This is a genomic window from Kitasatospora albolonga (genome assembly GCF_039535905.1).
In the GTDB taxonomy this organism is placed as follows: Bacteria; Actinomycetota; Actinomycetes; order Streptomycetales; family Streptomycetaceae; genus Kitasatospora; species Kitasatospora albolonga.
In genome coordinates, this window is record NZ_BAAAYB010000032.1 from 12,758 (window position 1) to 37,983 (window position 25,226).

Here is a 25,226-nt window from a genome sequence, read left to right on the forward strand (position 1 = left end):
CGTGTGGCCGACGGCCCGCTGACCGAACGTCAGATTCAGGACACAGTCCGTCACTTGTCTGCCATGTCATGTCACGGCCATGTGAAATCCGTTTCCCCGCCACCGGCCGCCGGGCAGGGATGCCGACCGCACCACCGATCTCACCCGTCCGTGCGGCGTCCCCTGTACGCCGCCACCGCGTGAAGGAGAATCCGTGGCACATCCGACCGGGCGATGGAGGTCAGCGCTGACCGCGCTGATAGCCGCCGTCGCCATCCCGGCCGCCGCACTGGCCGCTCCCGCCCAGGCCGCCCCGACCGGCAGCGCACCCGACGCCGTCGCGGCCAAGGTCGAGCCCAAGGTGCTGGAGCAACTCGCCGACGAGGACAAGGCGGTGTACTGGGTCGAGCTCAACTCCCAGGCCAGCACGGTGGAGGCGCAGCGCGCCACCACCAAGGCCGCCAAGACCCAGGCGCTCTACCGCTCCAAGACCGAGCACGCCGACACCAGCCAGAAGCACCTGCGCGGCCTGCTGGACAACGCCCAGGCCGAGTACCGCTCGTACTGGATCGTCAACACCATCCGGGTCACCGGCGACCGCAAGCTGCTGGAGCTGATCGCCGGTCAGCCGGAGGTGGCCAAGGTCCGGGCGGCCGTGACCGTGAAGCTGGACGAGGCGCTGCCCGGCACGGCCGAACCCAAGGCCGCCGACGCGGTCGAGTGGAACGTGGACCGGATCGGGGCACCTCGGGTCTGGGACGAGCTGGGCGACCGGGGCGAGGGCGTCGTGGTGGCCAACATCGACTCGGGGGTGGACTACACCCACCCGGCGGTGAACGGCGCCTACCGCGGACGGACCGCGAGCGGCGGCTACGACCACAACTACAACTGGTACGACCCGGCGGGGATCTGCTCCACCGCCGCGCCCTGCGACAACAACGACCACGGCACCCACACCATGGGCACCATGGTCGGCTCCAACGGCGCGGACCGGGTCGGCGTCGCGCCCGGCGCCAGGTGGGTGGCGGCCAAGGGCTGCGAGTCCAACTCCTGCTCGGACGCCTCGCTGCTGGCGGCCGGCCAGTGGGTGATCGCCCCGACCGACCTGGCCGGGCAGAACCCCCGCCCGGACCTGGCACCCGACGTGGTGAACAACTCCTGGGGCGGCACCCTCTACGACACCTGGTACCGGCAGACCGTGCAGGCCTGGATCGACGCGGGCATCTTCCCCGCCTTCTCCAACGGCAACAGCGGGCCGGGCTGCAACTCCAACGGCTACCCGGGCGGTTACACCACCGGCTACTCCTCCGGCTCCTTCAACAGCGCCGGCGCCATCTCCAGCTTCTCCTCCCGCGGCCCGGGCGAGAACGGCCAGCTGAAGCCGGACCTGGCGGCCCCCGGTGAGAACGTCCGCTCCAGCGTGCCCGGCGGCGGCTACGCCTCCTTCAGCGGCACCTCGATGGCCTCGCCGCACACCGCCGCCACGGTGGCCCTGATCTGGTCCCGCTCCCCCGCCCTGCGCGGCAACGTGGCCGAGACCGAGGCGCTGCTCAACCGCACCGCCGTCGACACCGACGCCACCGCCTGCGGCGGCACCGCGGCCCGCAACAACGTCTTCGGCGAGGGGAAGCTGGACGCCTTCGCGGCCGTCTCGGCCGCCCCGCACGGGCCGGTCGGCGCGGTCAACGGCCTTGTCACGTCCGGTGGTTCGGCCCTGGCCGGGGCCACCGTGCTGGTGCACGGCGCGAGCGGCGACCGCACCGCCACCACGGGTGCCGACGGCGGGTACGCGCTGGCGAACCTCGCCGAGGGTGCCTACACCCTGACCGTCTCCAAGTACGGCTACCTGGCCGCCACCGCCGAGGTGACGGTGGTCGCCGACCAGACCGTGAGCCGGGACTTCGCCGTGCTGCAGGCACCGAGCGCCACCGTCTCCGGCACCGTCCGCAGCGGCGGCGCCCCGGCGGCCGGTTCGGTGGTCACCGCCGCCGGCACCCCGGTCAGCGCCACCACGGACGCCGCCGGCCGCTACCAACTCGCCCTCCCGTTGGGCGAGTACGACCTCACCGCGAGCTCCCCGTACCGTTGCGCCGACCAGGCCAGGCGGCACGTGGCGCTGGCCGCCGACACCGCGCTGGACATCGAACTCCCGGTGCGCAGCGACACCTTCGGCTACACCTGCTCGGCCGCCACCGGCGGCTGGACGCCCGGCACCGCCAAGCTGGCGCTGACCGGCGACACTGCCGCCGAGCAGGTCCAACTCCCGTTCCCCGTCGCCCTGTACGGCTCGGTGTACACCTCGGCGTACCTCTCCACCGACGGCCACGTCTCCTTCCCGGCCTCCTCCACGGTGTACGCCAACACCGCGCTTCCCTCGGCCTCGCTGCCCAACGCGGCGCTCTACCCGTTCTGGGACGACCTCTGGCTGGACGCCCAGTCGGGGGTCTACACCGCGACCACCGGCACCGCGCCGAACCGCACCTTCGTGGTGGAGTGGCGCAACGCCGCCTTCTACGCGGCCAAGACCACCCGGCTCTCCTTCTCGGTGGCGATCGGGGAGGACGGCAGCTTCACCTACCGGTACAAGGACGTCGGCGCCGCGCCCACCAACGGCAACGGCGCCACCGTCGGCCTGGAGAACGCCACCGGCACCGACGGCTTCCAGTACTCCTTCAACACCGCATCGGTGACGGACGGTCTGGCGCTCACCTTCCGCCCGGTCCGGACCGGACTGCTGCGCGGCACGGTGACCGACGCCAACGACGGCAAGCCGCTGGCCGGAGCCACCGTCAAGCTGCTCACCGCCGCCGGGGCCACGGCCGGCACCGCCGTCAGCGGCACCGACGGCGGCTACCTGGTCCAGCCCGCCGCCGGGGACTACTCCCTGGAGGTGGCGGCGCCCGACTACGTGACCTCCGGTACGCCGTTCACCGTCACCGCGGGCACCGTGCAGCAGCCCGCCACCGCACTGGCCACCGGCCGGGTCACCGCGTCCGTGCCGCGCCTGACCGCCGTCGTCCCGGCCGGGCAGAACCGCAGCCGGACACTCCAGCTCGCCAACTCCGGTGCGGCGACGGCGTTCACCGTCACCGAGGCGGTGGACGCGGCCTGGCTCAAGGTCACCCCGGCCGCCGGTCAACTGCCCACCGGGGGGCAGCAGACCGTCACCCTGGCGCTGGACGCGGCCGGCGTCACGCCCGGCACGGTCCTCACCGCCCAGCTGCTGGTCCGCTCGGCGAGCGGCCGGGCCCCGCAGCTGACGGTGCCCGTCACCCTGGTCGTCCCGGCCTACCAGGTGGCCCTGGACGCCGGGGCCTCGGGCACCCTCACCGACTCGCTCGGCGACACCTGGACCAAGGACCGCGAGTACGCCGCCGGCTCCTACGGCTACCAGGGCCGCTCCAGCGTCAAGGACACCCGGGAGGCCATCGCCGGCACCGCCGACCCCAAGCGCTTCCAGACCGCCCGCGAGGGCATGTACGGCTACGCCTTCGACAAGGTGCCGAACGGCGTCTACACCGTCGAGCTGGACTTCGCCGAGCTGGACCGCAAGTCGCCCAACTCCCGGGTCTTCGACGTGCTGATCGAGGACAAGGAGGTCATCCCCAACCTGGACATCGCCCTCAGGTCCGGCACCAGGACGGCCCTCACCCAGACCTTCACGGCCACCGTCACCGACGGCCGTCTGGACGTGCGCTTCGTCGCCGCCAACGGCAAGACCCTGCTCAACGCGGTCCGGGTCACCCAGCGCCCGGACCTCACGGGCTGACCGGCTCTCCACCGCGCGGGCCGTTCCCCCTCTCCGGGGGGAGCGGCCCGCGCCGCCGTTCCCGGACTCCCCGGGGGCGCCTCAGACCTCGGTGCGGGTCAGGCAGTGCGGGCAGTGCAGGACGGTGACGGTCTCCCCCCGGGCCCGGCGCACCGCCACCGCGCAGCCCGCCGCGGCCGTGGCGGCGAGGGCGAGCAGGACCGTGGCGGCCGTCGGGCTCCCGAGCAGCAGCAGCTCGACGGCCGTGACCGTCAGCACCGCCGCACCGAGGAAGCGCAGCACGCCCCTGGTCCCGGTGACCGAGGTGCGCCGTTCCGTGAACGGGCTCAGCCCGTCGGCCTGCTCGCACCGCCCGCAGCTCGTGTTCCACGCCGTCACCGGCCCGTCCGCGCGGAGCTCATCAGTCGCCATGGCGGACACAGTAGACGACTTCCGGCCCCTCCGACGGGGTGATTCCACAGGTCAGGGGGCTGTGGTGACGGTGCCTCAGCCACGGGTGCGGTGATCCTGGTCGCAACCATGTCCCCTTTTGTCCCTTTTTGTAAAGGTGGAACCGTGCACCTCCCCCGCCGTCTGAGACGTCCCGTCGCCTCCTGCCTGGCCCTCCTGCCGCTGCTCGCCGCCGCTCCGCCGACCGCACCGCCGCACCGGGCCGCCGGTGCCTGGTCCGAGCTGCGCGCCTACGGCCAGTGCCTGACCGTGGAGGACTCCCGGGAGGTACGGCTGCGCTCCTGCGCCTCGCAGTACGGGGAGCCCACCCCGGCCGGGCAGCAGTGGCGGCTGGACGGCCAGGGCCTGCTGCTCAGCGCCCTGCCCGGCGCCCTCGCGCTCGGCCTGCCCGCCGGGAGCTCCCCCGCCTCCGGCGCGCTGACGGCCGCCGTCCCGGCGACCGGCTCCGGCGGTGCCTCGACCGGGCCGTGGTCCTACGACGCCGCCACCGGCCGCCTCGGCTGGCAGGACGGCTCGCGGTACGTGCTGGACTTCAACACCGGCGCGGACCGGGCCTCGCTCTACGCCCCGCACGGCGGCGAGAACCAGCAGTGGTCCTTCTCCCCCTCCGTCACGGCCACCACCCCGCCCACCGGCACCGCCACCGAACTGCGGACCGAGAACCGCTGCCTGACGCTCGATCCGGTGCCGACCCCGGTCCGCACCCTGACCGTCGAGCCCTGCGCCTCCCTCAACGGGGCGCCCACCCCGGCGAACCAGCGCTGGACGGTCACCCCTGACGGCCAGGTGCAGTCCACCACCGCGCCGTACCCCGTGCTGGACGTCACCGCCGACCGGAGCGTGGTCGGACGCCCCGTCGGCAACGGCTCCGACCGGGCCCGCTGGCAGTACGACCCGGCCACCGGCGTGCTGCGCTGGGCCGCCGACCCGACGCTCGCGCTCGACCACTTCCGCTCCTCCGGCACCGCCGGGCTGTACGGGGCGAACGGCGGCGCCAACCAGTCCTGGGCCGCGGTCCCCGCCACCGACCTGCCGGGCCCGGCCAGGGTGCAGGCCGCTCCGGGCGCCCCCACCGCCAAGGCCGCCTCACCGACCTCGGCCACCCTCTCCTGGCCGGCCCCGAGCGGCCCCGCCCCGGCCGGCTACGCCGTCCGCCGCGACGGCGGCCGGATCGGCGTGACCACCGGGCGCAGCTTCCGGGACGACGGCCTGGGGCCGGGCGGCCTGCACCGCTACACCGTGACCGCGGTCTCCGCCGACGGCGCCGAGTCCGCCCCGAGCCCCGAGGCCGTGCTCACCGCCCCGGCCTGTCCGAGCCCGACCGGGCCGGACGGCCTGCCGCCCTTCGTCCCGCCGGTACCGGGCCGGCCCTACGCCGTCACCCTCACCGGCCTGCCCTCGGCCGAGCAGGAGCGGCAGCGCCAAGGGCTGGACCAACTGCCCTCCGACATCCGGCCGACCGGTCTCCACCTGCCGCCCGGCGGGACGCTCACCGTCTCCGTCACCGGGGCCCCGGCCACCGGGAGCCTGCGGGTGCTGGTCGGCCCGCCGGTCGGCTCCCGGCTGGTCTCCGCCCGCCGCTACCCGGTCGCCACCAGCGGCTCCACCCCGGTCCGCGACCACCGCGGCGGCATGGTGTACCTCGCCTTCGACGGTGCGGCCACCGACCGGGTCACCGTCACCCTGGACGGCGGCCAGGCCGCCCCGGTCTTCGTTCTGGGCCGCACCACGGCCGCCGAGTGGCGCACCCTGCTGGCCGAACGACCCACCCGCTACGCCGAGTTGGTGGCCGGTCGGACGGTGGTGACGCTCACCCGGGAGGGTGCAGCACGGTACGCGGCCGCCTCGCCGGAGCCGGTGCTGCGGCACCTGGAGTGCGCCCGGGCGATCGAGGACGCCTCCGCCGGGCTCACCCCGCCCGGGGCCGCCGACGCGAGCACCGCGCCGGGGCCGGACTCGCCCGGGGTGTTCCCCTTCCACTACGTGGAGGTGGAGCGGCGGGCCGGGGCCGCCTTCGCCACCAACGACTACACGGGCTTCCAGGACGAATCCGTCTCCTGGATCGCCGACGGCGCCTCGGCGGGCTGGGGCGTCTGGCACGAGCAGGGCCACCACCGGCAGCAACGGGCGGTCAAACCGGGCGAGTTGACGGAGGTCTCGGTCAACCTGCACTCCCTCGCGGTGGCCAAGGCGCTCGGCCGGCCCTCCCGGCTGGTCGCCGAGAAGGCCTACGACACCGCACTGCCGAAGCTCGGACGGTCCGGCGTCTCCTACGGGTCGGACTTCGGCGCCTTCGAACAGCTGGTGATGCTGCAGCAGTTGACGCTGGAGTACGGCGAGGGCTTCTGGCCGGCCGTCCAGCACGCGGTGCGGGTCGACCCGCCGACGGGCACCGACCGCTGGGCCGGGCTCGCACTGACCACCAGCCGGGTGGCCGGTCAGGACCTGACCGCCTTCTACCTGGCCTGGGGCGTCCCGCTCACCGCCGCCGCCCGGCAGGACCTGGCGGCGCTCGGACTCCCGGCCGCCCCCTCCGGTCTGACGGGTCGCCGGGAGCCCTGACCGCACGGTGGTGCCCGGCCGCAGGGGCCGGGCACCACCGTCGGTTCAGACCAGCTGCTCCACCCGCACCCAGTCCACCGCGAGCACCGCACCGCCCGCCGCCACCTGGTCCACACTGGACTGCGGCAGGCCCCAGAACGGGGTGGTCACCTTGTTCCAGCCCGCCGGATAGGCGCCGCCGAGCGCGAAGTTGAGGATCACGTACTGGGGGTGGTCGAAGACCCAGGCGCCCCGGGTGGCCTGGGTCTTCTGCCGGGTGACCTCCAGGTAGCGAACGCCGTCCACCGAGAAGCGCATCGCCGTCGGGGTCCACTCGACCGCGTAGACGTGCCAGCCGGTGACGTCCTGCCCGGCCGGGAAGCGGTACAGCGCACCGATGTTGCCGTCCGCCGAGTAGCCGGGGCCGTGCAGGGCGCCGCTGATCCAGGACGGGTAGCCGATGTTCTCCATGATGTCGGTCTCCCCGCAGCCGGGCCAGGAGACCGCCGGGTCGTCCACATCGGCACCCAGCAGCCAGAAGGCGGGCCAGAGTCCGTCCCCGGCCGGGAGCTTCATCCGGGCGCTGACCCGGCCGTAGGTGAACGTGAACGAGCTGCTGGTGTCGATCCGGCCCGAGGTGAAGCGGTAGCTGCCGCCACCGGGGGCGGTGTGGCCGTTCGGCACGTACCGCGGGGTGATGAGGAGTTGACTGCCGCTCACCCGCAGGACGCCCGGATCGTCCACGTAGGCCTGCGACTCGCCGTTGACCGAACCCATGGTCGAGCCGGTCACCACCACCCGCCAGCGGCCGCGGTCCAGCGCGGTGCCCTCGAAGTCGTCGAACAGCACGGTGCGGTAGGTGCCGGTCCGCTCACCGGGCTGGACCGGAGACTCGGCCGCGGCCGAGCCACCGGTGCCCCAGACCTGGAACTCGTAGAGCGAGTAGCCGAACTGGGCCGTGTACGGGGCCGGGCTGTAGAACCGGCGGCGCTTCACGCCGAGCATCCGCACGTACCGGCCGGTGACGGCAGCGGGCAGGGTGATCCGGTCGTGGATCCCGGCCGAGCTGCCGGGCGTTCCGATGTCGGCGTCCCGGGCGGCGACTTCGGCCGCCGTGGGCTGGTGCACGGTGCGCCAGGTGCGGTTGTCGTCGGAGACCTGGATCCGGTAGTCCACCGCGTAGGCGGCCTCCCAGTACAGGTCGAAGCCGGTCAGCCGGGCGGTGGCGCCGAGGTCGACGCCGACCCAGCGGCTGTCGCTCCAGTCGCTGGACCAGCGGGTGGTGTCGCCGGTCAGGCCGTCCGGCACCCCACCGTCGAAGGCGTGCAGCGGGCTGTGCCCCGCGTCCTGGTACCGGTCGCCGTAGGCGGGGTGACGCAGCGCCAGGTTGGCGGTGGTGGCGGAGGCCGGGGCGGGCGGGCCGCCGAAGACCTGGAAGGAGAACAGCGAGTAGCCGTACGGGGTGGCCCGCCGGATGCCGCGCATCCGGACGTACCGGCCGAGCGCGGGCTGCGGGTGGGTGTGGAGGGTGACGGTGCCGCCGGTGCCGGCGTTCTCGGTGTAGACCGACTGCCAGACCGTGCCGTCCTGGGAGACCTCGACGGCGTACTCCAGGCCGAAGGCGGCCTCCCAGACCAGCACCACCCGGGTGATCCGGATGATGCCGCCGAGGTCGACGGCCAGCCAGGCGCCGTCGGCGAACTCGCTCGAGAAGCGGGACGTCGGGTTGGCGTCGAAGGCCTGACCGGCGGCCAGGTGCGGGGCCTCGCTGCCGGAGCTGGTCGCGGCGGCGGGTCGGGCCGCGTAGGCGGCGGCCGCCCGGTCGGCGTCCCAACCGGGTTCGGCGCCGGGCTCGGCGGCGCCGGCGGGGACGGGCGTGAGGGCGGGCAGGGCCAGGGCGGCGGCTCCGGTGGTGGCGGCGAGCAGCACGGAGCGCCGGGTGAGCGGCTCGGACATGGGGGAGCTCCCAAGGGTGGGGGGTGGGAGGTGCGGCCACTTACTTCGCGACGAGATTTAACGCTTGAGAAAAGTGGCCGTCAAGAGTCCGCGTCAGCTCGGCCGGTTCGACGGGCCGTCAACTGGCCTTCTGCTCGGGCTCGTTCGCGGTCATCCGAAATGCGCTTGCCTCCCCCGGTACCCGATTTCCTAGGATCATCGGATGACGGACATCAGCCACCCCGCCAAGCCGCTCCCCGGAGACCGGGTCGCCATCCTCTCCCCCGCCGCCGGCCTGCCCGGGCTGCTCCCGCTCCCGTACGAGCTCGGACTGCGCCGTCTGCGCGAGGAGTTCGGCCTGGAGCCGGTCGAGTACCCGACCACCCGCGCGACCGACGCCACCGCCGAGGAGCGCGCCGCCGACCTCCACGCCGCCTTCGCCGACCCCTCGATCAAGGCCGTGATCGCCAGCATCGGCGGCGACGACCAGCTGACCGTGCTGCGCCACCTCGACCGCGACCTGCTGCGCGCCAACCCCAAGCCCTTCTTCGGCTACAGCGACAACACCAACCTGCTGCTCTTCCTGCGCAACGCGGGCATGGTGGCCTACCACGGCGCCTGCGTGATGGTCGAGCTCGGCCGCCCCGGCGCCCTGCACCCGCTCACAGCCGCCTCGCTGCGCGCCGCGCTGCTCGGCTCCGGCCCGTACGAGCTCACCGCCGCCGCGGAGTACGGCGACGTGGTGGGCCGCTGGGACGACCCGGCCACCTTCGACGGCGAGCCGCTGATGGAGCCCGCCGACGGCTGGTCCTGGCACAACGCCGACCGGGTGGTCGAGGGCCGCGCCTGGGGCGGCAACGTCGAGATCCTCTCCTGGCTGATGATGGCCGACAAGGAGATCGGGACCCTGGAGGAGCACGAGGGCGAGGTGCTCTTCCTGGAGACCTCCGAGGACATGCCGCGCGCGCAGGAGATCTACTACATCCTGCGGAGCATGGGCGAGCGCGGGCTGCTGCACCGCTTCCCCGCCCTGCTCTGGGGCCGGGCCCGCGCCTGGTCCTTCGAACAGCCGCTGGACGCCGCCGCCAAGGCCGTCTACCGGCGGGAGCAGCGCGAGGCCGTGCTGCGCGCGATGGCCGAGTACGCGCCCGACACCATGGTGGTGTTCGACGTCGACCTCGGACACACCGACCCGCAACTGGTCATCCCGGTCGGCGGCGCCGTCCGGGTGGACGGCCCGGCCCGCCGGATCACCGTCACCTACTGAGCGCCCCGGCCCGGCACGGCCCGGCCGCAAAGCCTTCCCGGCCGGCCGTACCGGGAGGGCTCCGTGACGGCGCCTCACATCAGCGGCTGCACGTCCCCCGTGGTGAGCGTCTGGCCCACGGGGGCGGTGGCCAGGTCACCCGGCGGGATGCCGGGGTGGTGCCCGGCGCCGGCGGTGGCCGCGGCGGCGTCCTCCTCGGCCAGGGCGATGTGGGAGAGGATCCGGTAGCGGTCACCCCGGTAGACGGAGTGGACGTACTCGACCGGGCGGCCCTCGCGGTCGGTGGTGAGGCGCTCGAACTGCAGGGCCGGGGAGAAGACCGGCACGCCGAGCAGGCCCGCCTCCTTCTCGTTCACCACGGTCGGCTCGATCGACTGCACCGCGTGGTGCACCCTCACCCCGTGGCGCCCGCGCAGCAGTTCGTAGAAGTCGCCGCTCTCCATGTCCGCCGGGGCCAGCCCGGGGACCAGCGCGGCCGGGACGTGCAGGTGCTCGATGGCCATCGGCTCGCCGTCCACCAGCCGGAGCCGGGCGATGTAGACGATCCCGGCCATCGGCGGCAGCTGGAGCTTGCGGCCGACCCGGGCACCTGCCTGGACCTCGGAGAACTCCAGCACCCGGCCGGCCCAACTGCCCGACGCCCGGGGCAGGGTGAACCCCTGCTCGGCCGGGGCGGCCAGCTCCTGGGTGATCTTCGCACGGGCCACGAACATGCCCCGGCCGTGCTCGCGGACGATCAGCCCGGTGCTCACCAACCCGTCCACCGCCGCCCGCAGGGTCGGCCGGGAGACTCCGAGCCGCTCGCAGAGCACGCGTTCGGACGGGATCGGATCGCCCGGCGCACCGGCCTCCACCAGATCCCGCAGGTAATCCCGGACCCGGGTGCGCTTGTACGCCGAACCCACCGCCTCCGCCATCGCGCCCCTCCTCTCGTGCCGCCGACCTGCACGGAACTTACCAGTTCGGCCCGTCCGGGCACAGACGTTCGAGAACGAAATCCCGCCGTCCGCATCCCTGCGCCGTGCGCCGCAAGGGCACTGAGAGCCTCAGTGGTCTACGCCACTTCCTGTTGACCACTTCTCCAACTGGTAAGATCATGGGTCGCCTCGGCAACCTCCCGGGACACCCCCGGCATGGACCGCTCGGCGCTGCCGGGGCGTCCCCCGGGTGGCCCAACTGCCGTGACCGGTGGGGGCGGGCGGCGTTGGGCACGGACCGTCGTCGTCCGATCGGCCAGGGAGAACCCCGTGCGCAGGACCGTCCTTCTCGTCACCGCGGTGCTCGTCGCCGCGCTGCCCGCCGCCGCCTCGGCGGCCGGTCCCCGGGGCCTGCTGCCGCAGCAGAGCGTCGCGCTGGACGCCCACGCCGGGGACGGCTCGGTCGGCGGGATCGCCCGGCTCACCGTGACCAAGGAGAGCGGCGGATTCCGGCTGCGCGGCTATGTCGAGGCCACCAAGGGGTGCGTGGAGCTGAAGGTGGTCAACATGCACCTCGGCACCTACCTCGGCGGCGACACCGTGAAGAAGGCCTGCAAGCAGGAGGTCCAGGAGCGGGTGGACTCCTGGACCAGGCACACCGACGTGGTGCTCTCCGCCGTCGTCGACCACGGGCCGGACTGGGACTCCCCGATCGTCACCCTCACCGGCCACTCCTGAACCTCCCCGGACTCCCCGCCCCGGACCTGCCGGAGCGTCAGTAGCCGATCTCGACCACCGCCCGGTGGGCCGCCCGGTCCGTCAGGGACGCCAGCAGGTAGTGGGCGAGGTCGGCCCGGGAGATCCGGCCCGGGCGGGCCAGGCGGGTGCCGACGGCCGTCCGGTAGCGGCCGGTCAGCGGGCCGTCGGTGAGCATCGGGGCGCGGACGACGGTCCAGTCCGGCGCGGCGCCGTCGGCCGCCAGCGCGCTCTCCATCGCGGCCATGTCGGCGTAGGCGTTGCGGTAACGCGGCCGCACCACGGCCCGGATGACGAGCCGTTGGAACCACGGGACGTCCGGCTCCGGGTCGAGCCCCGCCGAGGAGAGGCAGAGCAGACGGCCCACGCCGTGCTCCCGCGCGGCCGCGACCAGGTGGGCGGTGCCCCGCGAGTACACCCGGGTCGGGCCCCGGCCGTCGGTGGCGCCCAGACAGGAGACCACCGCGTCCTGCCCGGCCGCCGCCCCGCGCCAGCCCGCCGGGGCCAGCACGTCACCCGCCACCACCCGGGCCGCCCCGGTGACGTCGGGGGCCAGCCGGGAGGGGTCGCGGGCCAGCACCGTGACCTGGTGACCGGCCGTCAGGGCCTGGTCCAGCACCCGGGCACCCGTCCCGCCGGTGGCACCGACGATCAGCAGCCTCACCGCTCCGCCTCCGCACCGACGGCCCCCGCACCGGCCAGGGCCTCGACCACGGCGACCGCGACCGCCCGCTGTCCGTCCGGGGTGAGGTGGAGGCCGTCCTCCGCCTGCCGGCCCTCGGTCACGGACCGGACGTCGATCACCGGCTCGGGGCACCCGGCCAGCTGCGCGGCCAGGGCAGCCACGTCCTCGCTCCGCCACGCGATCCCGGCCGCGCGGAACGCAGGGTGGGCGGCGATCCGCTCCTCGTCCACCGCGCTCGGGGTGATCCACCACCAGGGCACCCGCGGAAGGGAGTTGCGCAGTTCGCGCAGGTTGCGCCCGGTCTCCTCCTCGCTCACCAGCCGGACCCCGTCGGGCCCGCCGCGCCGCAGGTCGTTGGCGCCCAGCATGCAGAGCACCGCGTCCGGTGCGCGGGCCGCCAGCCACGGCGCCCGGCCGAGCGCCTCCGTGCTGGTGCAGCCGGAGACCGCGATATTGGTCAACTCCACGCCCCCGGCCAGGAGATGACGGAGGATCTCGCACCAGGACAGCCGGTCGGCGGTGGTGCTCTCGCCGAGCACCAGCACCCGCTGCCCGGGCCGGAACGGCAGCGCCGCAACCCTTGCCGCGAAGGCCGGGTCGGACGCCAACTCCTCTGCGGTGTCCCTGGCCTGCCGCTCGAACCGGGCCAGCAGAGCCTCGTAGTCCGCGAGCTCCAGACCGAACAGCGCCGCCAACACGGAGGCGCCGGGACGGCCGAGGTACGGCAGCGCCCGCTCGGGCTGCTGGTACCGCACCAGCCGCTCGGCCGACACCGTGACGTCAACTCCCTTGGCGCTCATGGGCGTCACCGAACCCCTCCCGACCGGCCCCGCCGCACGGGCAGTAGGAAGCCCACCGCCACCAGCCAGGCCAGCGCCGTGAAGCGGGCCAGCGGCAGCACCGGGGCCAGGCCGTCGGCGAGCAGCACCAGCACCGAGATCTCGGCCAGGCCCGCGACCGCCAGCCCGGCCACCGCGAGCCATCGGGGCAGCAGCCCCGCCAGCAGGCCGGGAACGGCCAACCCGGCCACCAGCAGGCCGAGCGGCGCCACGTGGGCCGGGCCGCCGGCAGCGAAGGCCGTCTGGTGCAGCGCCCTGATCAGGGCGGGCGCCTCGCCGAGTTCGGGGCGGGCGAGCACCCAGAGCATCAGGCCGGAGAGGGTGAGGAAGGCCGAGGCGAGGACGCCGCCGGCCAGGGCGATGGTCGCACCGGGAGCGCGGACGCCGAGGCGGTGGAGGCGGGCGGAGACGGTGGCGGCGTAGACGGCCAGCGGAACGGCGGCGGCGACCTGGAGGGCGCCCATCACCTGGACCGCCCGGCCGTGCTCCCGGAAGTAGGCCACCGTCCCCTCCGCGTCCCCGAACGGGGAGGGGAAGGTTTCACCGCCCGCCAGCAGGGTGCCGAGCACCAGCCCGGCGACGAAGAGCGCGGTGACGACCACAGCCAGGATCCCGGGCGGCGGGCCGCCCTGCGCCTCCCGGGCCCTCCCGGCCGACCCGTCGACCGGCTCGGGGCCGGGGCGGGTCTCGGACTGAACGGACATCAGTTCCCCCAGGTGAATCGTTCACAGCAGAGAATCGTTTTCCTGGCAGTACGATAACCCCGTGAGCACCCACCGGCAACCGCCCCCGGCCCCGACCAATCCCGCCTTCCTGCTCGCCCAGGTCGGCGGCCACGCCGCCACCCGCTTCGCCGAACGGACGGCCGAGCTGGGCCTCAACCCGCCCGACGTGGGCCTGCTGCGGATGATCGCGACCCGCCCGGGCCTCAGCCAGCGAGCCCTCGCCGAGCAACTGGGCGTCGTCCCCAGCCGGGTGGTCGCACTGATCGACGGTCTCGAGAAGAAGGGTCTGGTCGAGCGCCGGCGCAGCACCGAGGACCGCCGCCACCACGAGCTGCACCTGTCGCCGGTGGGGCTGCAGTCGCTGCACGCCGTGCGCGAGGTGGCCACCGTCCACGAGGCCGACCTGCTCGCCGCCCTGACGCCCGACCAGCGGGCCCTGCTCTCCGACCTGCTCACCCTGGTCGCCGACCAGCAGGGCCTCACCCCCGGCGTCCACCCGGGCTACCGCACCCCGCCCAAGCCCCCCGCCGGCCCGCAGGCCTGATCCGGCACCGCGTCGAACGCACGTCCAACCACCCTCTGGGAAAGCCGAGTTGGCTCCACTCGGGCTTCGCCCCGACTTCGCCACGGCTTCGCACTGCCGGAGGGGTTCTCGTCGCGACCCGCTTATTGTACTCTCCGTCTAATAGCGGGCTCGGGGCCCGCGAGGCGTACGACGGAGGCAGCCATGGCCCGGACCGGTGCGGCAGGGACGACGGAGCAGGCGGAGCGGATCCACCCGGAGCCCGCCGACGGCGAGGAGGTGTACCGGCGACTGCTGGACTCCTCGGCCCGGCTGTCCTACGACCCGTCCGTCGAGATCGACTGGGACGCGCCCTTGCCGGAGGAGCACTACGGGCTGAACCCGGAGTGGAGCACCCTCTACGGCACCCGGCTCTGGGACGAGATGACCGAGCGTCAGCGGGTCGCCCTCACCCGGCACGAGGTCTGCTCGATCATGAGCACCGGCATCTGGTTCGAGATGATCCTCCAGCAGATGGTGCTGCGCGACCAGTACCTCAAGAACCCGGGCAACGCCGAGTTCCGCTTCGCCCTCACCGAGATCGCCGACGAGTGCCGGCACTCCATCATGTTCGCCCGCGCCTGCGAGAAGATGGGCGCCCCCCAGTACAAGCCCAAGCGCGTGCTGGCCGAAGCCGGGCGCCTGTTCAAGGCCACCGCCCGGGGCGAGATGGCCTACGGCGGCATCCTGGTCGCCGAGGAGGTGCTGGACGTGATGCAGCGCGACTGGATGCGCGGCGAGAACGTCCTCGACATCGTCCGCGGCACCTCCCGGATCCACGTGGTGGAGGAGTCCCGCCACATGAAGTTCGCCCGCCAGGAGATCCGCGAACGGCTGTACGGCGCAGGCCCGTTGCGCCGCCGGCTGGCAGCGGGCGGGATCGCCACCGCCGCCTTCGTGATCGTCTCCAGCATGGTCAACAAGGGCGTCTACGCCGCCGCCGGGCTGGACCCGGTCCGCGCCGTCGCGGAGGCGCGCGGGAACCAGCACCGCAAGGCCATGATGCGCACCAGCTCCGCCCACCTGATGGCCTTCCTCGCCGACAACGGCCTGCTCACCGACCGGGCCGTCGCCCTCTACCGCCGCGTCGACATGCTCTGAGCACCGGCGTCCGCCCGCCACCCAGCCGCAGCCCCCACCGCTCCCAGCACCGAGGACCCCACCCGGCCATGGCCTACGCGATCACCCGCTCCTGCTGCAACGACGCCACCTGCGTCTCGGTCTGCCCCGTCAACTGCATCCACCCCACCCCCGACGAGCCCGACTTCGGGCGCACCGACCTGCTCTACATCGACCCCAAGGCCTGCATCGACTGCGGCGCCTGCGCCGACGCCTGCCCGGTCGAGGCCATCAAGCCGACCGACGAACTCACCGGCCCCGGTACGGTGTTCGTCGAACTGAACCGCCGTTACTACGAGGAGAACCCCACCGACCACGCCTGGGGCGCCCCCTCCTTCCCGCGCAGCCTGCCGGCCCGGGCCGAGCCGCTGCGGATCGCCATCGTCGGCACCGGCCCGGCCGCCTCGTACACCGCCCAGGAGCTGCTGCGCTCCACCGACGCCCAGCTCACCGTGCTGGACCGACGCAGCGTCAGCGGCGGCCTGCTCCGGCTCGGCGTGGCGCCCGACCACACCACCACCCGCCGGATCGCGGGCCACTTCGCCCAGGTCTACCGCCACCCCCGGCTGCGCCTGCACCTCTCCACCGAGATCGGCCGGCACCTCTCGCACGCCGAACTCGCCGCCCACCACCACGCGGTGGTGTACGCGACCGGCGCCGACGGCGACCGCCGCCTCGGCCTGCCGGGCGAGGACCTGCCCGGCAGCCTGCCGGCCACCACCGTGGTCGGCTGGTACAACGGCGACCCGGACGTGCCGGCCGAGGCCGTCCCGCTCACCGCGGAGCGCGCCGTCGTCGTCGGCAACGGCAACGTCGCCCTCGACATCACCCGCGTCCTGCTCCAGGACCCGGACGGGCTGGCCGGCACCGAGATCGCCGCCCACGCGCTGACCGCCCTGCGCGGCAGCCGGCTGCGCGAGGTGGTCCTGCTGGCCCGCCGCGGCCCGCAGGACGCCGCCTGGACCGCTCCCGAGTTCCTGGCGCTGCGCCAACTCCCGGGCGTGGAAGTGGTGGTGGCCGAGGACCCGGACACCCTGGCCGCGATCGCCGCCGCCCTGCCCGGGGAGAAGGGCGCCCTGCTCGCCGGTCTGCCGACCGTCCCGGCCGACGCCCCCGCGCCACCCGCCGGCGCCCGCCGGATCACCCTGCGCTTCCACACCACCCCGACCGCGGTCACCGGCGGGCAGCGGGTGGAGGGGATCGAGGTCCGGACCACCGGCACCGACGGGCCGGGCGCGACCGTCCCCGCCGGCCTGGTGATCCGCTCCATCGGCCACCGCGGCACCCCTGTCCCGGGCCTGCCGCACGAGGACAGCACCGGCACCCTCCCCAACCGGCTGGGCCGCGTCACCGACCCGGCCACCGGCCGGGCCCTCCCGGGCACCTACGTGGTCGGCTGGGCCAAGCGCGGCCCCGTCGGCGGCATCGGCAGCAACCGCGGCTGCGCCCAGGAGACCGTCGCCGCCCTGCTGGACGACGCCGCCGCCCGCGCCCTCCCCTCGCCCTCGGGCACCGGCACGGACTTCGGCCGCCTCCTCCGCCGACGGGCGGACCGGTGACGGCCGCGCCCTCCGACCTTCGGACCGGCGACGGACGTACCCGCAACCAGCGCACGGGCAACGGGAACTGACGCCCGCTCATCGGACGGGCGAACGCGGGACGACCCCTCCGCCGAACGGGTGGCAGCAGGTGTGACCGGGCCCGGGCGGCGGTAGGGGGCCGCCATGACCTCCAGCTCCCCCGACCCGCTCCGCCACCGGAACCCCGAGCCGGCCCCCGCCCCCACCCCGGGCGAGCTGGCGGGCCGCCGGGGCTACCGCCCGCGCTTCCTGGGCCCCGAGGTGCCGCTGCCGCTGCCGGTCGACCCCGGCATCGGCACCGTGGTGCTGCGCTACACCCACTTCTCGGTGGTCTTCCGCCCGGACCGGCGGCTGGCGGCCGCGACCGCCGTGGCGATCGACGGCCACCGGCTGCGCGACCTGACGCGGGAGGACGACCGCTGGCGCTTCGACCCCCGGATCCCCTCCGACCAGCAGACCGGTGCCCCGGTGTACGAGCACAACACGCTCGACCGGGGCCACCTGGTCCGTCGGCTGGATCCGGTCTGGGGCGGGGAGGCCGAGGCCCTCCAGGCCAACGACGACACCTTCTACCTGACCAACGCCGCGCCGCAGTCGGAGGAGTTCAACCGGGGCAAGCTGCTCTGGCTCGGCCTGGAGAGCTACCTGCTGGACCACGCCGCCGACTCCGAGCGCAAGCTGGTGGTGCTGAGCGGCCCGGTGCTGCGGGCGGGCGATCCGCCCTACCGGGGCGTGCGCATCCCGCTGAGCTTCTGGAAGGTCACCGCCTTCCTCACCGAGGACGGCGAACTGGCCTCCACCGCCTACCTGTTGGACCAGAGCCCGGACCTCGCCACGGCCGGTCCGGCGTTGGCCGCCGCCGAGGCGGCGGGAGCGGTTCCGCCGCTGGGCGCCTTCCGGACCTTCCAGACCCCGGTCTCGGACATCGCCGCCCTCACCGGCCTGGACCTCGGACCCCTGCCCGCGGCCGACCGGCTCCGCCCGGGCCCGGTGCCCGAGGGCGCCCCGCCGCAGCACCGCTGGACGGAGCTCTCCGAGCTGGACCAGATCGTGTTCTGACGAGTGGTCGGCCCGGGCCGGGCCAGTCCGGGCCAGCCCGGGTCAGCCCGGGCCGGGTCTCAGAGCACGTCGTCCAGCTCGCGCAGCAGCCGCGCCTTGGCCCGGGCCCCGACCACCGACTTCACCGGCTCGCCGTTGCGGAAGACCATCATGGTGGGCATCGAGAGCACGCTGTAGGCGGCCTGGGTCTCGGGGTTGCTGTCCACGTCGAGCTGGACCACCCGCAGGGTGCCGGCCCGTTCGGCGGCGATCTCCGCCAGCACCGGGGCGACCATCCGGCAGGGCGGGCACCAGTCGGCGGTGAACTTGACCAGGACCGGCAGGTCGGCCGCGAGCACCTCGGCGGCGAAGGTCTCGTCGGTGACGGAGGTCAGCTGAGCACTCATCGGAAAGGCCCTCCTCGGGCGGGTCGGTGTTCTGTCAGGAATGACCGTGCGGAAGGAGCTCGCAGGAGGGCTCGGCGTCGGCCGCCTCCCCGGCAAGCCGCGCCATGTCCTCCTCCGCGCGCAGGAGTTGGGCTCCCACCTGGTCGCGGACCTGGCGCAGCCGGTCGATGCACTCGTCCAGCTCGGCCAGCTTGGCCCGGTAGACCTGGAGGGAGGCCGGGCAGGAGTCCCCGGCCGGATGCCCGGCCCGCAGGCACTCCACGAACGGGCGGGTGTCCTCCAGCTCGAAGCCGAAGTCCTGGAGCATCCGGATCTGCCGCAGCAGCCGCAGGTCCTCCTCGTCGTACGTGCGGTAGCCGTTGACGCTGCGCCGCGCGGGCAGCAGACCGCGCGACTCGTAGTACCGCAGGGTGCGCGTGGTGGTGTGGGCCCGTGCCGCGAGTTCTCCGATCCGCATGCCCCGACCGTAGACCTTGCCCCCGACGTCAACGCCAGCACTCTCCCCCGGGCCCGCGCGCACCGCCCGGAAAATCCGGCTCGACCCCACCCCGCCGGGGGTAGGGTCGGTGCCATGGCGGAGGAAGAGCAGAGCGTACGGGTCGACAGCTGGATCTGGTCGGTGCGGCTGACCAAGACCCGCTCCATGGCCGGTGCGGCCTGCCGAGCCGGGCACGTCAAGGTCAACGACGAGCGCGCCAAGCCCGCCCAGGTGGTCCGCGAGGGCGACGTCGTCCGGCTCTTCCACGACGGCCGGGAGCGGGTGGTGACGGTCCGCAAGCTGATCCGCAAGCGGGTCGGCGCCGAGATCGCCGTCGGCTGCTACCGGGACGACAGCCCGCCGCCCCCGCCCCGCGAGGAGGCCGCCGCGCTCGGCATCCGCGACCGCGGCACCGGCCGCCCGACCAAGCGCGACCGCCGAGACCTGGAGCGCCTGCGCGGTCTCTGACCCGCGTGGCCGCCGCCCCGCCTGGCGCCGCTGCGGCGTGGGCGACAATGGTGCGATGTCCCGACGCCGCAAGCCCGCACCCGCACCACGCCCCGCCGCCACCGCGCTGACCTCCACCGCGCTGCCCGACACCGCCCCCTGCCCGTGCGGGCGGGAGGCCGCGTACGGCGCCTGCTGCGGGCCGCTGCACCGTGGCGAGAAGGCCGCCGCCACCGCCGAGCAGCTGATGCGTTCGCGCTACAGCGCCTTCGCCGTGCACGACGAGCCCTACCTGCTGCGCAGCTGGGCCGCCGCCACCCGCCCGGGCTCGCTGGACTTCGACCCGGGCCTGGTCTGGGAGCGCCTGGAGGTGCTGGCCACCACCGAGGGCGGGGCCTTCCACACCGAGGGCACCGTCACCTTCCGCGCGCACTACCGCGACGGCGGCGAGGAGGGCTCGATGCGCGAGCACAGCCGCTTCGTCCGCGAAGAAGGCGCCTGGGTCTACCTCGACGCCCGGTAGGCCCGCCGGGCGGACGGCGGACCGAGGGGGTGGTGGCACTCCGCACGGCCCGGGGTGCGAGGATGGCGGTCCCGCCCCGTACGGCGGGCCCTTGCGCCGACCGGCCGGCCGCTCACACAGCGGCGGTATCAGGGGCACGGCGAGGCCCGCGCCCTGGCAGGCTGCACAACCCCGGCAGCCCGACGGCGGCGGCTCCCCTCACACTTCCCTCCCTCAGGAAGCACCCTCGCCATGCACGTCTCCACCGTGCCCGGCCGCGCCCTCGCGGTCCTGGGCTGCCTGACGCTGGCCGCGTGCGCCAGCGCCACCACCGACGAACCGGGGTCCACCACCAAGCTCCGCGCCCAACTCCCGCGCGCCATAAGGGATGCGGGTGTCCTGCGGATCGCCTCCGACCTCAACTACCCGCCCGTCGACTTCAAGGAGCAGGACGGCTCCCCGGCCGGCCTGGACGTGGACCTGGCCCGGGCCCTCGCCTCCCGGCTCGGGCTGCGGGCGGAGTTCACCGACCTGCCGTTCGAGCAGGTGCTGCCGGCCGTCCGCGAGCGCCGGGTGGACCTGGCCATGTCGGCGGTGCTGGACACCCGTCAGCGCCAGCTCGGACTGGACGACCAGGGCCGCACCGTCGACTCGGGCGTCGACTTCGTCGACTACTTCGTCACCGGCACCTCGATCCTGGTCCGGCAGGGCAATCCGGCCCGGATCGGCTCGCTGGACGACCTGTGCGGCCAGACCGTCGCCCTCCAGCGCGGCACCGTGCAGGACGAGATCGCCCAGCGGCAGACCGCCGCCTGCGCCAAGACCGGCAAGCCGCTGACCATCCGACGGATGGACAACGACCAGCAGGCCCTGGCGGAGGTGGCCGCCGGCCGGGCGGTCGCCGACCTCAACGACTACCCCGTGGCCGAGTACAACACCCGGGACGGCCAGGGCAAGGGCCGCTTCCAGGTGACCGGCGGTCAGTTCCTGACCAGCCCGTACGGGATCACCGTGGCCAAGGACTCCACCGCGCTGCGCGACGTCCTGGCCAAGGTGCTCGACCAGCTGATCCGCGACGGCGAGTACGACAAGATCCTCACCCGCTGGAACGTCCCGGCGGGCGGCGTCTCCAGCGCCGTGGTCAACGGCGGCCGCTGACGCCGCACCCTACTTGGGGACCGGGGCCAGGCCCGTGCAGCCGCGCAGCCCGTCGCGGCGCTTGAGCGACGCGGCCGCCTGCGCCCCGGTCTCCGGGACGGGCACCCCCTGCCCGCTGATCTGGGCCGGGGTGAACTCCTCGCCGGTGACCTTCCCCTCGGCCGTGAGGGTCAGGGTGGTCACGCCGGTCTCGTTGGAGTTGGCGTAGCTGGAGGTGCCGTACCAGAGGAAGTTGCCGAAGCCGTAGGCCACGTAGGTGGAGCCGAGCATGCCCGCGCCCAGCATGGTGTGGGCGTGCGTGCCGACCACGGCGGTGGCACCGGCGGCGGACAGCTTCTTCGCGATGGAGGTCTGCCCGGCCGTCGGGCAGGCCTTCCCCTCCTCGCCCCAGTGCAGGTACACCAGCACCACCGGGGCCTGCGCCTTGGCCTGCGTCACCGCCTTCAGCAACGCGGCCTCGTCCAGCGCGGAGGCGATGCCGGCCTTGCCGGCCCCGGCCCGCCACTTCCGGTTGGTCTCCTCGTCGACCTGGCTGGCCGCCACCACGGCGACCTTCACGCCCTTGACGTCCGCCACGTACGGGGTGAACGCCTCGGCGGCGTCCTTGCCGATGCCGACCACCGGGATCGGCGAGGAGGCCTTGGCCGCCAGCGTGTCGGTCAGCCCCGGCTGGCCGAAGTCCACGGCGTGGTTGTTGGCGAGCGAGACCACGTCCACGCCCGAGTCCTGGAGCACCTTGAGCGAGCGGGCCGGGGTGCGGAAGGTGTAGGTCTTCACTTCGGGAGCACCGCGTTCGGTGATCGCGGTCTCCAGGTTCAGCACCGAGAGGTCGGCGTCGGCCAGCTTCTTGGATATCGGCCCGAGCGCCTGCTCCGGCGCCTTCAGGTTCAGCCGCGCCTCGGTCCGCCCCTCGAAGTGCACGTCCCCCGCGAACGCCACCGTGAACGTCGTCCCCGGCGCGGCGGCCCCCGCCCCGGTGCCCGTCGGCGAGGCCGCACCGCCGGAGGCCTGGGCGGCGGCGGACGACTTCCCGGAGCCGGGCTCCACGTGGTCGCCACCGGCCGGGTGCGGCTCCTCCCCACAACCGGCGACCAAGGCCAGCGCGGCCACCAACGCGGCTGCGGACACGGCACGACGCATGACGAGAATCCCCCCGAGATCGATACGCGAGCACCTGAGATTACGACATGCCCCCACCGCGGCAACACACTTCCCCCACGAATCCGGACGATCACGTTCCGAAAGGGGGGTGCGACACTGCCCGGAGAGTTCACCGACCAGGACGGCCGGGTGCCCCCCCTCCACCGACACGGACGGCCGACCGTCCGCCACGATCCTGGACGAACCACCCCATATCCCCCCGGTCGGGCGTAGCGGCTTTCGGCCATTGGGCGCAATACCGTGGTCCACGTCACGTAATTAGATCCGTAACGGATCGACTCCTGCCGCGATGAAAGGGGAGGTGTTGTCGCGCGGGACGAGTCCGTACCCGCGCTGTCCCACTCCCCTTGTGAGAGGCTCCTCGTGTCGCTCAGCTCGCCCAGCAGGGTTTCCGTCGCCGAGAAGAAGCGTCCCGTCAAGCGGGCCACCGCCAAGGTGCCGGTGGCCGCACCGTCGTCCGACGACGGCGAGTGGGAGGAGAACGGGGCCCAGGCGGCCGAACCCGAGGAGGACCGGGAGGCCGAGGTCTTCGTGCTCTCCGACGGGGACGAGGACGACGCCCCTGCCCAGCAGGTCGCCACGGCCGGCGCCACGGCCGACCCGGTGAAGGACTACCTGAAGCAGATCGGCAAGGTCCCGCTGCTCAACGCCGAGCAGGAGGTCGAGCTCGCCAAGCGCATCGAGGCCGGCCTGTTCGCCGAGGAGCGGGTCGACACCGACGACTCGATGAGCCCGCAGCTGCGCCGCGAGATGGAGCTGCTGGCGGAGGACGGCCGCCGGGCCAAGAACCACCTGCTGGAGGCCAACCTCCGCCTGGTGGTCTCACTGGCCAAGCGCTACACCGGCCGCGGCATGCTCTTCCTGGACCTGATCCAGGAGGGGAACGTCGGTCTGATCCGCGCCGTGGAGAAGTTCGACTACACCAAGGGCTTCAAGTTCTCGACCTACGCGACCTGGTGGATCCGTCAGGCCATCACCCGCGCGATGGCCGACCAGGCCCGTACCATCCGCATCCCGGTGCACATGGTCGAGGTCATCAACAAGCTGGCCCGCGTCCAGCGCCAGATGCTCCAGGACCTGGGCCGCGAACCCACCCCGGAGGAGCTCGGCCGGGAACTGGACATGACCCCGGAGAAGGTGGTCGAGGTCCAGAAGTACGGCCGTGAGCCGATCTCCCTGCACACCCCCCTCGGCGACGAGGGCGACAGCGAGTTCGGTGACCTGATCGAGGACTCCGAGGCGGTCGTCCCCGCCGACGCGGTCTCCTTCACCCTCCTCCAGGAGCAGCTGCACTCGGTGCTCGACACCCTGGCGGAGCGCGAGGCGGGTGTGGTCTCGATGCGCTTCGGCCTCACCGACGGCCAGCCGAAGACCCTGGACGAGATCGGCAAGGTCTACGGCGTGACGCGCGAGCGCATCCGCCAGATCGAGTCCAAGACCATGTCCAAGCTGCGCCACCCGTCGCGCTCGCAGGTCCTGCGCGACTACCTGGACTGACCCCAGAGCCCCAGCCTCCGGAGGGCCCGGCGCGGTGCCACCACCGCCCGGGCCCTCGGCACGTGCGGCGGCGGTTCGCTACAGTGCGGGCATCGGCGCAGAGGTACAGACCAATTCCTCGTGCGCGCCGTGCCGTTCGCTGAACTCCCACCCCCACGGAGGCAGTCGTGATAGCCCGTCGCACCGTCCTGACCATCGCGGGAGGCGGCGCGGCCGCGCTGCTCGCCGCCCCCACCGCGCACGCGGCCGCCCCGAGCAGCGTGCGGCTGCCCGCACCGACCGGCCACCGGCAAGTCGCCACCCGCTCGGTCCATCTGATCGACCGTCAGCGTCAGGACCCGTTCGCGCCGGTGCCCGCGCCGCGCGAGCTGATGGTCCAACTCTGGTACCCGGCACGGTCGGTGGACGGCGGCCCGGCGGCCGCGTACACCTCACCCCGGGTGGCGGCGGCGGTCGAGGCCGGGCTCGGACTGCCCGCCGGTCTAGTCGGCCGACTGCGCGGCCACGCCGTCACCGGAGCGCCGGCCGGGGTGCCGGCCGGGGTGCCGGGCGGCGGCCCGCTGGTGCTCTTCAGCCCCGGGCGGACCGGCATCCGGGCCGGGGCCACCGCACTGGCCGAGGAACTGGCCTCGCGCGGCTTCGTCGTGGCCGCCGTGGACCACACCTACGACGCGGCGGCGGTGGAGTTCCCGGACGGCCGGCTGGTGGCGGGCAACCTGCCCGCCGAACCGGAGGACTGGGACGCCCAGGACCGCAAGGAGGTCGCGGCCCGGGCGGCCGACCTGCGCTTCGTCGCGGAGCGGCTGGCCCGGCTGCTGCCCGGGACGGCCGGGCGGCCGGTCGGCGTGCTCGGCCACTCCCTGGGCGGGGCGGCCGCCGCCGAGGCGATGCGGCAGGACCGCCGCTTCGCGGCCGGACTCGACCTGGACGGCGGACTCTTCGGCTCGACCGTCCCCCGGACCGGACTCGACCGGCCCTTCCTCCTCCTCAACTCCCTGGAGGACCACGACACCTGGCGCCTCTTCCGGGAACACCACCACGCCTGGGGCCGCCAACTGCGGATCACCGGAGCCGGGCACCTGACCGCCACCGACATCCCGCACCTGGCCGGGCCGGGGCGGCTGGACCAGGTCTGGGACCCCGCGACCCACGGCGCCTTCCTCGGCACCGTCGCGGCGCGGCGGGGCACCGAGGTGGTCCGCGCGTACGTCGCGGCCTTCTTCGAGCGCTTCCTGCTCCTGCGGCCGGGCGGCGGTCTGCTCGATGCGCCGTCGGGGCGCTATCCGGAGGTCGTCCACCAGTGGAGCCGGAACGGGAGCTGACCACGGGGTATCGTCTCGGGGTCACGCCCTGCCGACCGGCCCCGCCGGCCGGTCGGCGCCCACAACGCCCTTGACCTGCGGTTTTGACGATC

The 25,226-nt window shown here is 74.0% G+C and carries 21 protein-coding genes and 1 pseudogene; 13 read left to right on the forward strand and 9 right to left on the reverse strand.

Annotated elements, in window-relative coordinates; genetic code table 11:
* The first annotated feature begins 193 nt into the window (after positions 1 to 193).
* On the forward strand, positions 194 to 3,748 hold the full coding sequence (locus tag ABD946_RS07980) for a S8 family serine peptidase (RefSeq protein WP_345281437.1): 3,555 nt from the start codon (positions 194 to 196) through the stop codon (positions 3,746 to 3,748).
* An 81-nt stretch (positions 3,749 to 3,829) separates the two neighbouring features.
* On the opposite strand, the gene ABD946_RS07985 is transcribed toward ABD946_RS07980, so the two are convergent.
* Entirely contained in the window at positions 3,830 to 4,159 is a 330-nt protein-coding gene (locus ABD946_RS07985; RefSeq protein ID WP_345281439.1) for a hypothetical protein, read from the reverse strand.
* A 144-nt stretch (positions 4,160 to 4,303) separates the two neighbouring features.
* On the opposite strand from ABD946_RS07985, the gene ABD946_RS07990 reads away from it, so the two are divergent.
* Positions 4,304 to 6,760, forward strand: a complete 2,457-nt coding sequence (locus ABD946_RS07990) for a M60 family metallopeptidase (protein ID WP_345281441.1) — start codon at positions 4,304 to 4,306, stop codon at positions 6,758 to 6,760.
* Between the two features lie 45 nt (positions 6,761 to 6,805).
* Here ABD946_RS07990 and ABD946_RS07995 read toward each other — a convergent pair whose 3' ends face one another.
* Complete coding sequence (locus ABD946_RS07995; protein ID WP_345281443.1) at positions 6,806 to 8,695, reverse strand: discoidin domain-containing protein; 1,890 nt, start codon at positions 8,693 to 8,695, stop codon at positions 6,806 to 6,808.
* 202 nt (positions 8,696 to 8,897) lie between these two features.
* Between ABD946_RS07995 and ABD946_RS08000 the strand changes: the two genes are divergently transcribed.
* A complete protein-coding gene (locus tag ABD946_RS08000) occupies positions 8,898 to 9,941 on the forward strand; it encodes a S66 family peptidase (RefSeq protein ID WP_345281445.1) in 1,044 nt (347 codons plus the stop codon).
* 74 nt (positions 9,942 to 10,015) lie between these two features.
* Here the strand turns inward: ABD946_RS08000 and ABD946_RS08005 are convergent, their stop codons facing one another.
* Positions 10,016 to 10,858 carry a GntR family transcriptional regulator gene (locus ABD946_RS08005; protein WP_345281447.1) on the reverse strand — a complete coding sequence of 281 codons (843 nt, stop codon included), beginning with the start codon at positions 10,856 to 10,858 and terminating at the stop codon, positions 10,016 to 10,018.
* A 330-nt stretch (positions 10,859 to 11,188) separates the two neighbouring features.
* Between ABD946_RS08005 and ABD946_RS08010 the strand changes: the two genes are divergently transcribed.
* Positions 11,189 to 11,596 (forward strand): hypothetical protein, encoded by a 408-nt coding sequence (locus ABD946_RS08010; protein ID WP_345281449.1) that lies wholly within the window; start codon positions 11,189 to 11,191, stop codon positions 11,594 to 11,596.
* Between the two features lie 37 nt (positions 11,597 to 11,633).
* Here the strand turns inward: ABD946_RS08010 and ABD946_RS08015 are convergent, their stop codons facing one another.
* Genes ABD946_RS08015 through ABD946_RS08025 form a run of 3 tightly spaced genes read right to left on the reverse strand, consistent with a single transcriptional unit; the run spans position 11,634 to position 13,842 of the window.
* Positions 11,634 to 12,278, reverse strand: coding sequence for an NAD(P)-dependent oxidoreductase (locus tag ABD946_RS08015; protein ID WP_345281451.1), 645 nt, complete (start codon positions 12,276 to 12,278; stop codon positions 11,634 to 11,636).
* Positions 12,275 to 13,099, reverse strand: coding sequence for an SGNH/GDSL hydrolase family protein (locus ABD946_RS08020; protein WP_345281452.1), 825 nt, complete (start codon positions 13,097 to 13,099; stop codon positions 12,275 to 12,277). The genes ABD946_RS08015 and ABD946_RS08020 overlap by 4 nt, the downstream gene beginning before the upstream one ends.
* Positions 13,100 to 13,104: 5 nt before the next feature.
* Positions 13,105 to 13,842 carry a hypothetical protein gene (locus ABD946_RS08025; protein WP_345281453.1) on the reverse strand — a complete coding sequence of 246 codons (738 nt, stop codon included), beginning with the start codon at positions 13,840 to 13,842 and terminating at the stop codon, positions 13,105 to 13,107.
* Between the two features lie 61 nt (positions 13,843 to 13,903).
* On the opposite strand from ABD946_RS08025, the gene ABD946_RS08030 reads away from it, so the two are divergent.
* From ABD946_RS08030 to ABD946_RS08045, 4 genes are all read left to right on the forward strand, one after another.
* Positions 13,904 to 14,407 (forward strand): MarR family winged helix-turn-helix transcriptional regulator, encoded by a 504-nt coding sequence (locus ABD946_RS08030; protein ID WP_345281454.1) that lies wholly within the window; start codon positions 13,904 to 13,906, stop codon positions 14,405 to 14,407.
* 183 nt (positions 14,408 to 14,590) lie between these two features.
* Positions 14,591 to 15,526 carry an AurF N-oxygenase family protein gene (locus ABD946_RS08035; protein ID WP_345281455.1) on the forward strand — a complete coding sequence of 312 codons (936 nt, stop codon included), beginning with the start codon at positions 14,591 to 14,593 and terminating at the stop codon, positions 15,524 to 15,526.
* A 68-nt stretch (positions 15,527 to 15,594) separates the two neighbouring features.
* Positions 15,595 to 17,103, forward strand: coding sequence for a 4Fe-4S binding protein (locus ABD946_RS08040; protein ID WP_345281456.1), 1,509 nt, complete (start codon positions 15,595 to 15,597; stop codon positions 17,101 to 17,103).
* A gap of 165 nt (positions 17,104 to 17,268) precedes the next feature.
* Positions 17,269 to 18,183, forward strand: a complete 915-nt coding sequence (locus ABD946_RS08045; protein WP_345281458.1) for a DNA/RNA non-specific endonuclease — start codon at positions 17,269 to 17,271, stop codon at positions 18,181 to 18,183.
* Positions 18,184 to 18,242: 59 nt separating this feature from the next.
* On the opposite strand, the gene trxA is transcribed toward ABD946_RS08045, so the two are convergent.
* Positions 18,243 to 18,569, reverse strand: coding sequence for a thioredoxin (gene trxA, locus ABD946_RS08050; protein WP_345281460.1), 327 nt, complete (start codon positions 18,567 to 18,569; stop codon positions 18,243 to 18,245).
* Between the two features lie 34 nt (positions 18,570 to 18,603).
* Entirely contained in the window at positions 18,604 to 19,026 is a 423-nt protein-coding gene (locus tag ABD946_RS08055) for a MerR family transcriptional regulator (RefSeq protein WP_345281462.1), read from the reverse strand.
* Positions 19,027 to 19,140: 114 nt separating this feature from the next.
* Between ABD946_RS08055 and ABD946_RS08060 the strand changes: the two genes are divergently transcribed.
* The 3 genes from ABD946_RS08060 to ABD946_RS08070 all read left to right on the forward strand — a co-directional run bounded on the left by ABD946_RS08060 (position 19,141) and on the right by ABD946_RS08070 (position 21,154).
* Positions 19,141 to 19,515: an RNA-binding S4 domain-containing protein gene (locus ABD946_RS08060; RefSeq protein WP_345281464.1), complete on the forward strand. Its 375-nt coding sequence runs from the start codon at positions 19,141 to 19,143 to the stop codon at positions 19,513 to 19,515.
* Positions 19,516 to 19,570: 55 nt separating this feature from the next.
* Positions 19,571 to 20,017, forward strand: a complete 447-nt coding sequence (locus tag ABD946_RS08065) for a YchJ family protein (RefSeq protein ID WP_345281466.1) — start codon at positions 19,571 to 19,573, stop codon at positions 20,015 to 20,017.
* 231 nt (positions 20,018 to 20,248) lie between these two features.
* Entirely contained in the window at positions 20,249 to 21,154 is a 906-nt protein-coding gene (locus ABD946_RS08070; protein ID WP_345281468.1) for an ABC transporter substrate-binding protein, read from the forward strand.
* A 9-nt stretch (positions 21,155 to 21,163) separates the two neighbouring features.
* Here the strand turns inward: ABD946_RS08070 and ABD946_RS08075 are convergent, their stop codons facing one another.
* Entirely contained in the window at positions 21,164 to 22,294 is a 1,131-nt protein-coding gene (locus tag ABD946_RS08075) for a CapA family protein (RefSeq protein ID WP_345281470.1), read from the reverse strand.
* A 438-nt stretch (positions 22,295 to 22,732) separates the two neighbouring features.
* On the opposite strand from ABD946_RS08075, the pseudogene ABD946_RS08080 reads away from it, so the two are divergent.
* Together ABD946_RS08080 and ABD946_RS08085 are read left to right on the forward strand one after the other, a co-directional pair.
* Positions 22,733 to 23,812: pseudogene (locus ABD946_RS08080) on the forward strand (RNA polymerase sigma factor); the annotation flags it as partial.
* Between the two features lie 167 nt (positions 23,813 to 23,979).
* On the forward strand, positions 23,980 to 25,134 hold the full coding sequence (locus ABD946_RS08085; protein ID WP_345281472.1) for an alpha/beta hydrolase: 1,155 nt from the start codon (positions 23,980 to 23,982) through the stop codon (positions 25,132 to 25,134).
* The last annotated feature ends 92 nt before the right edge of the window (positions 25,135 to 25,226 follow it).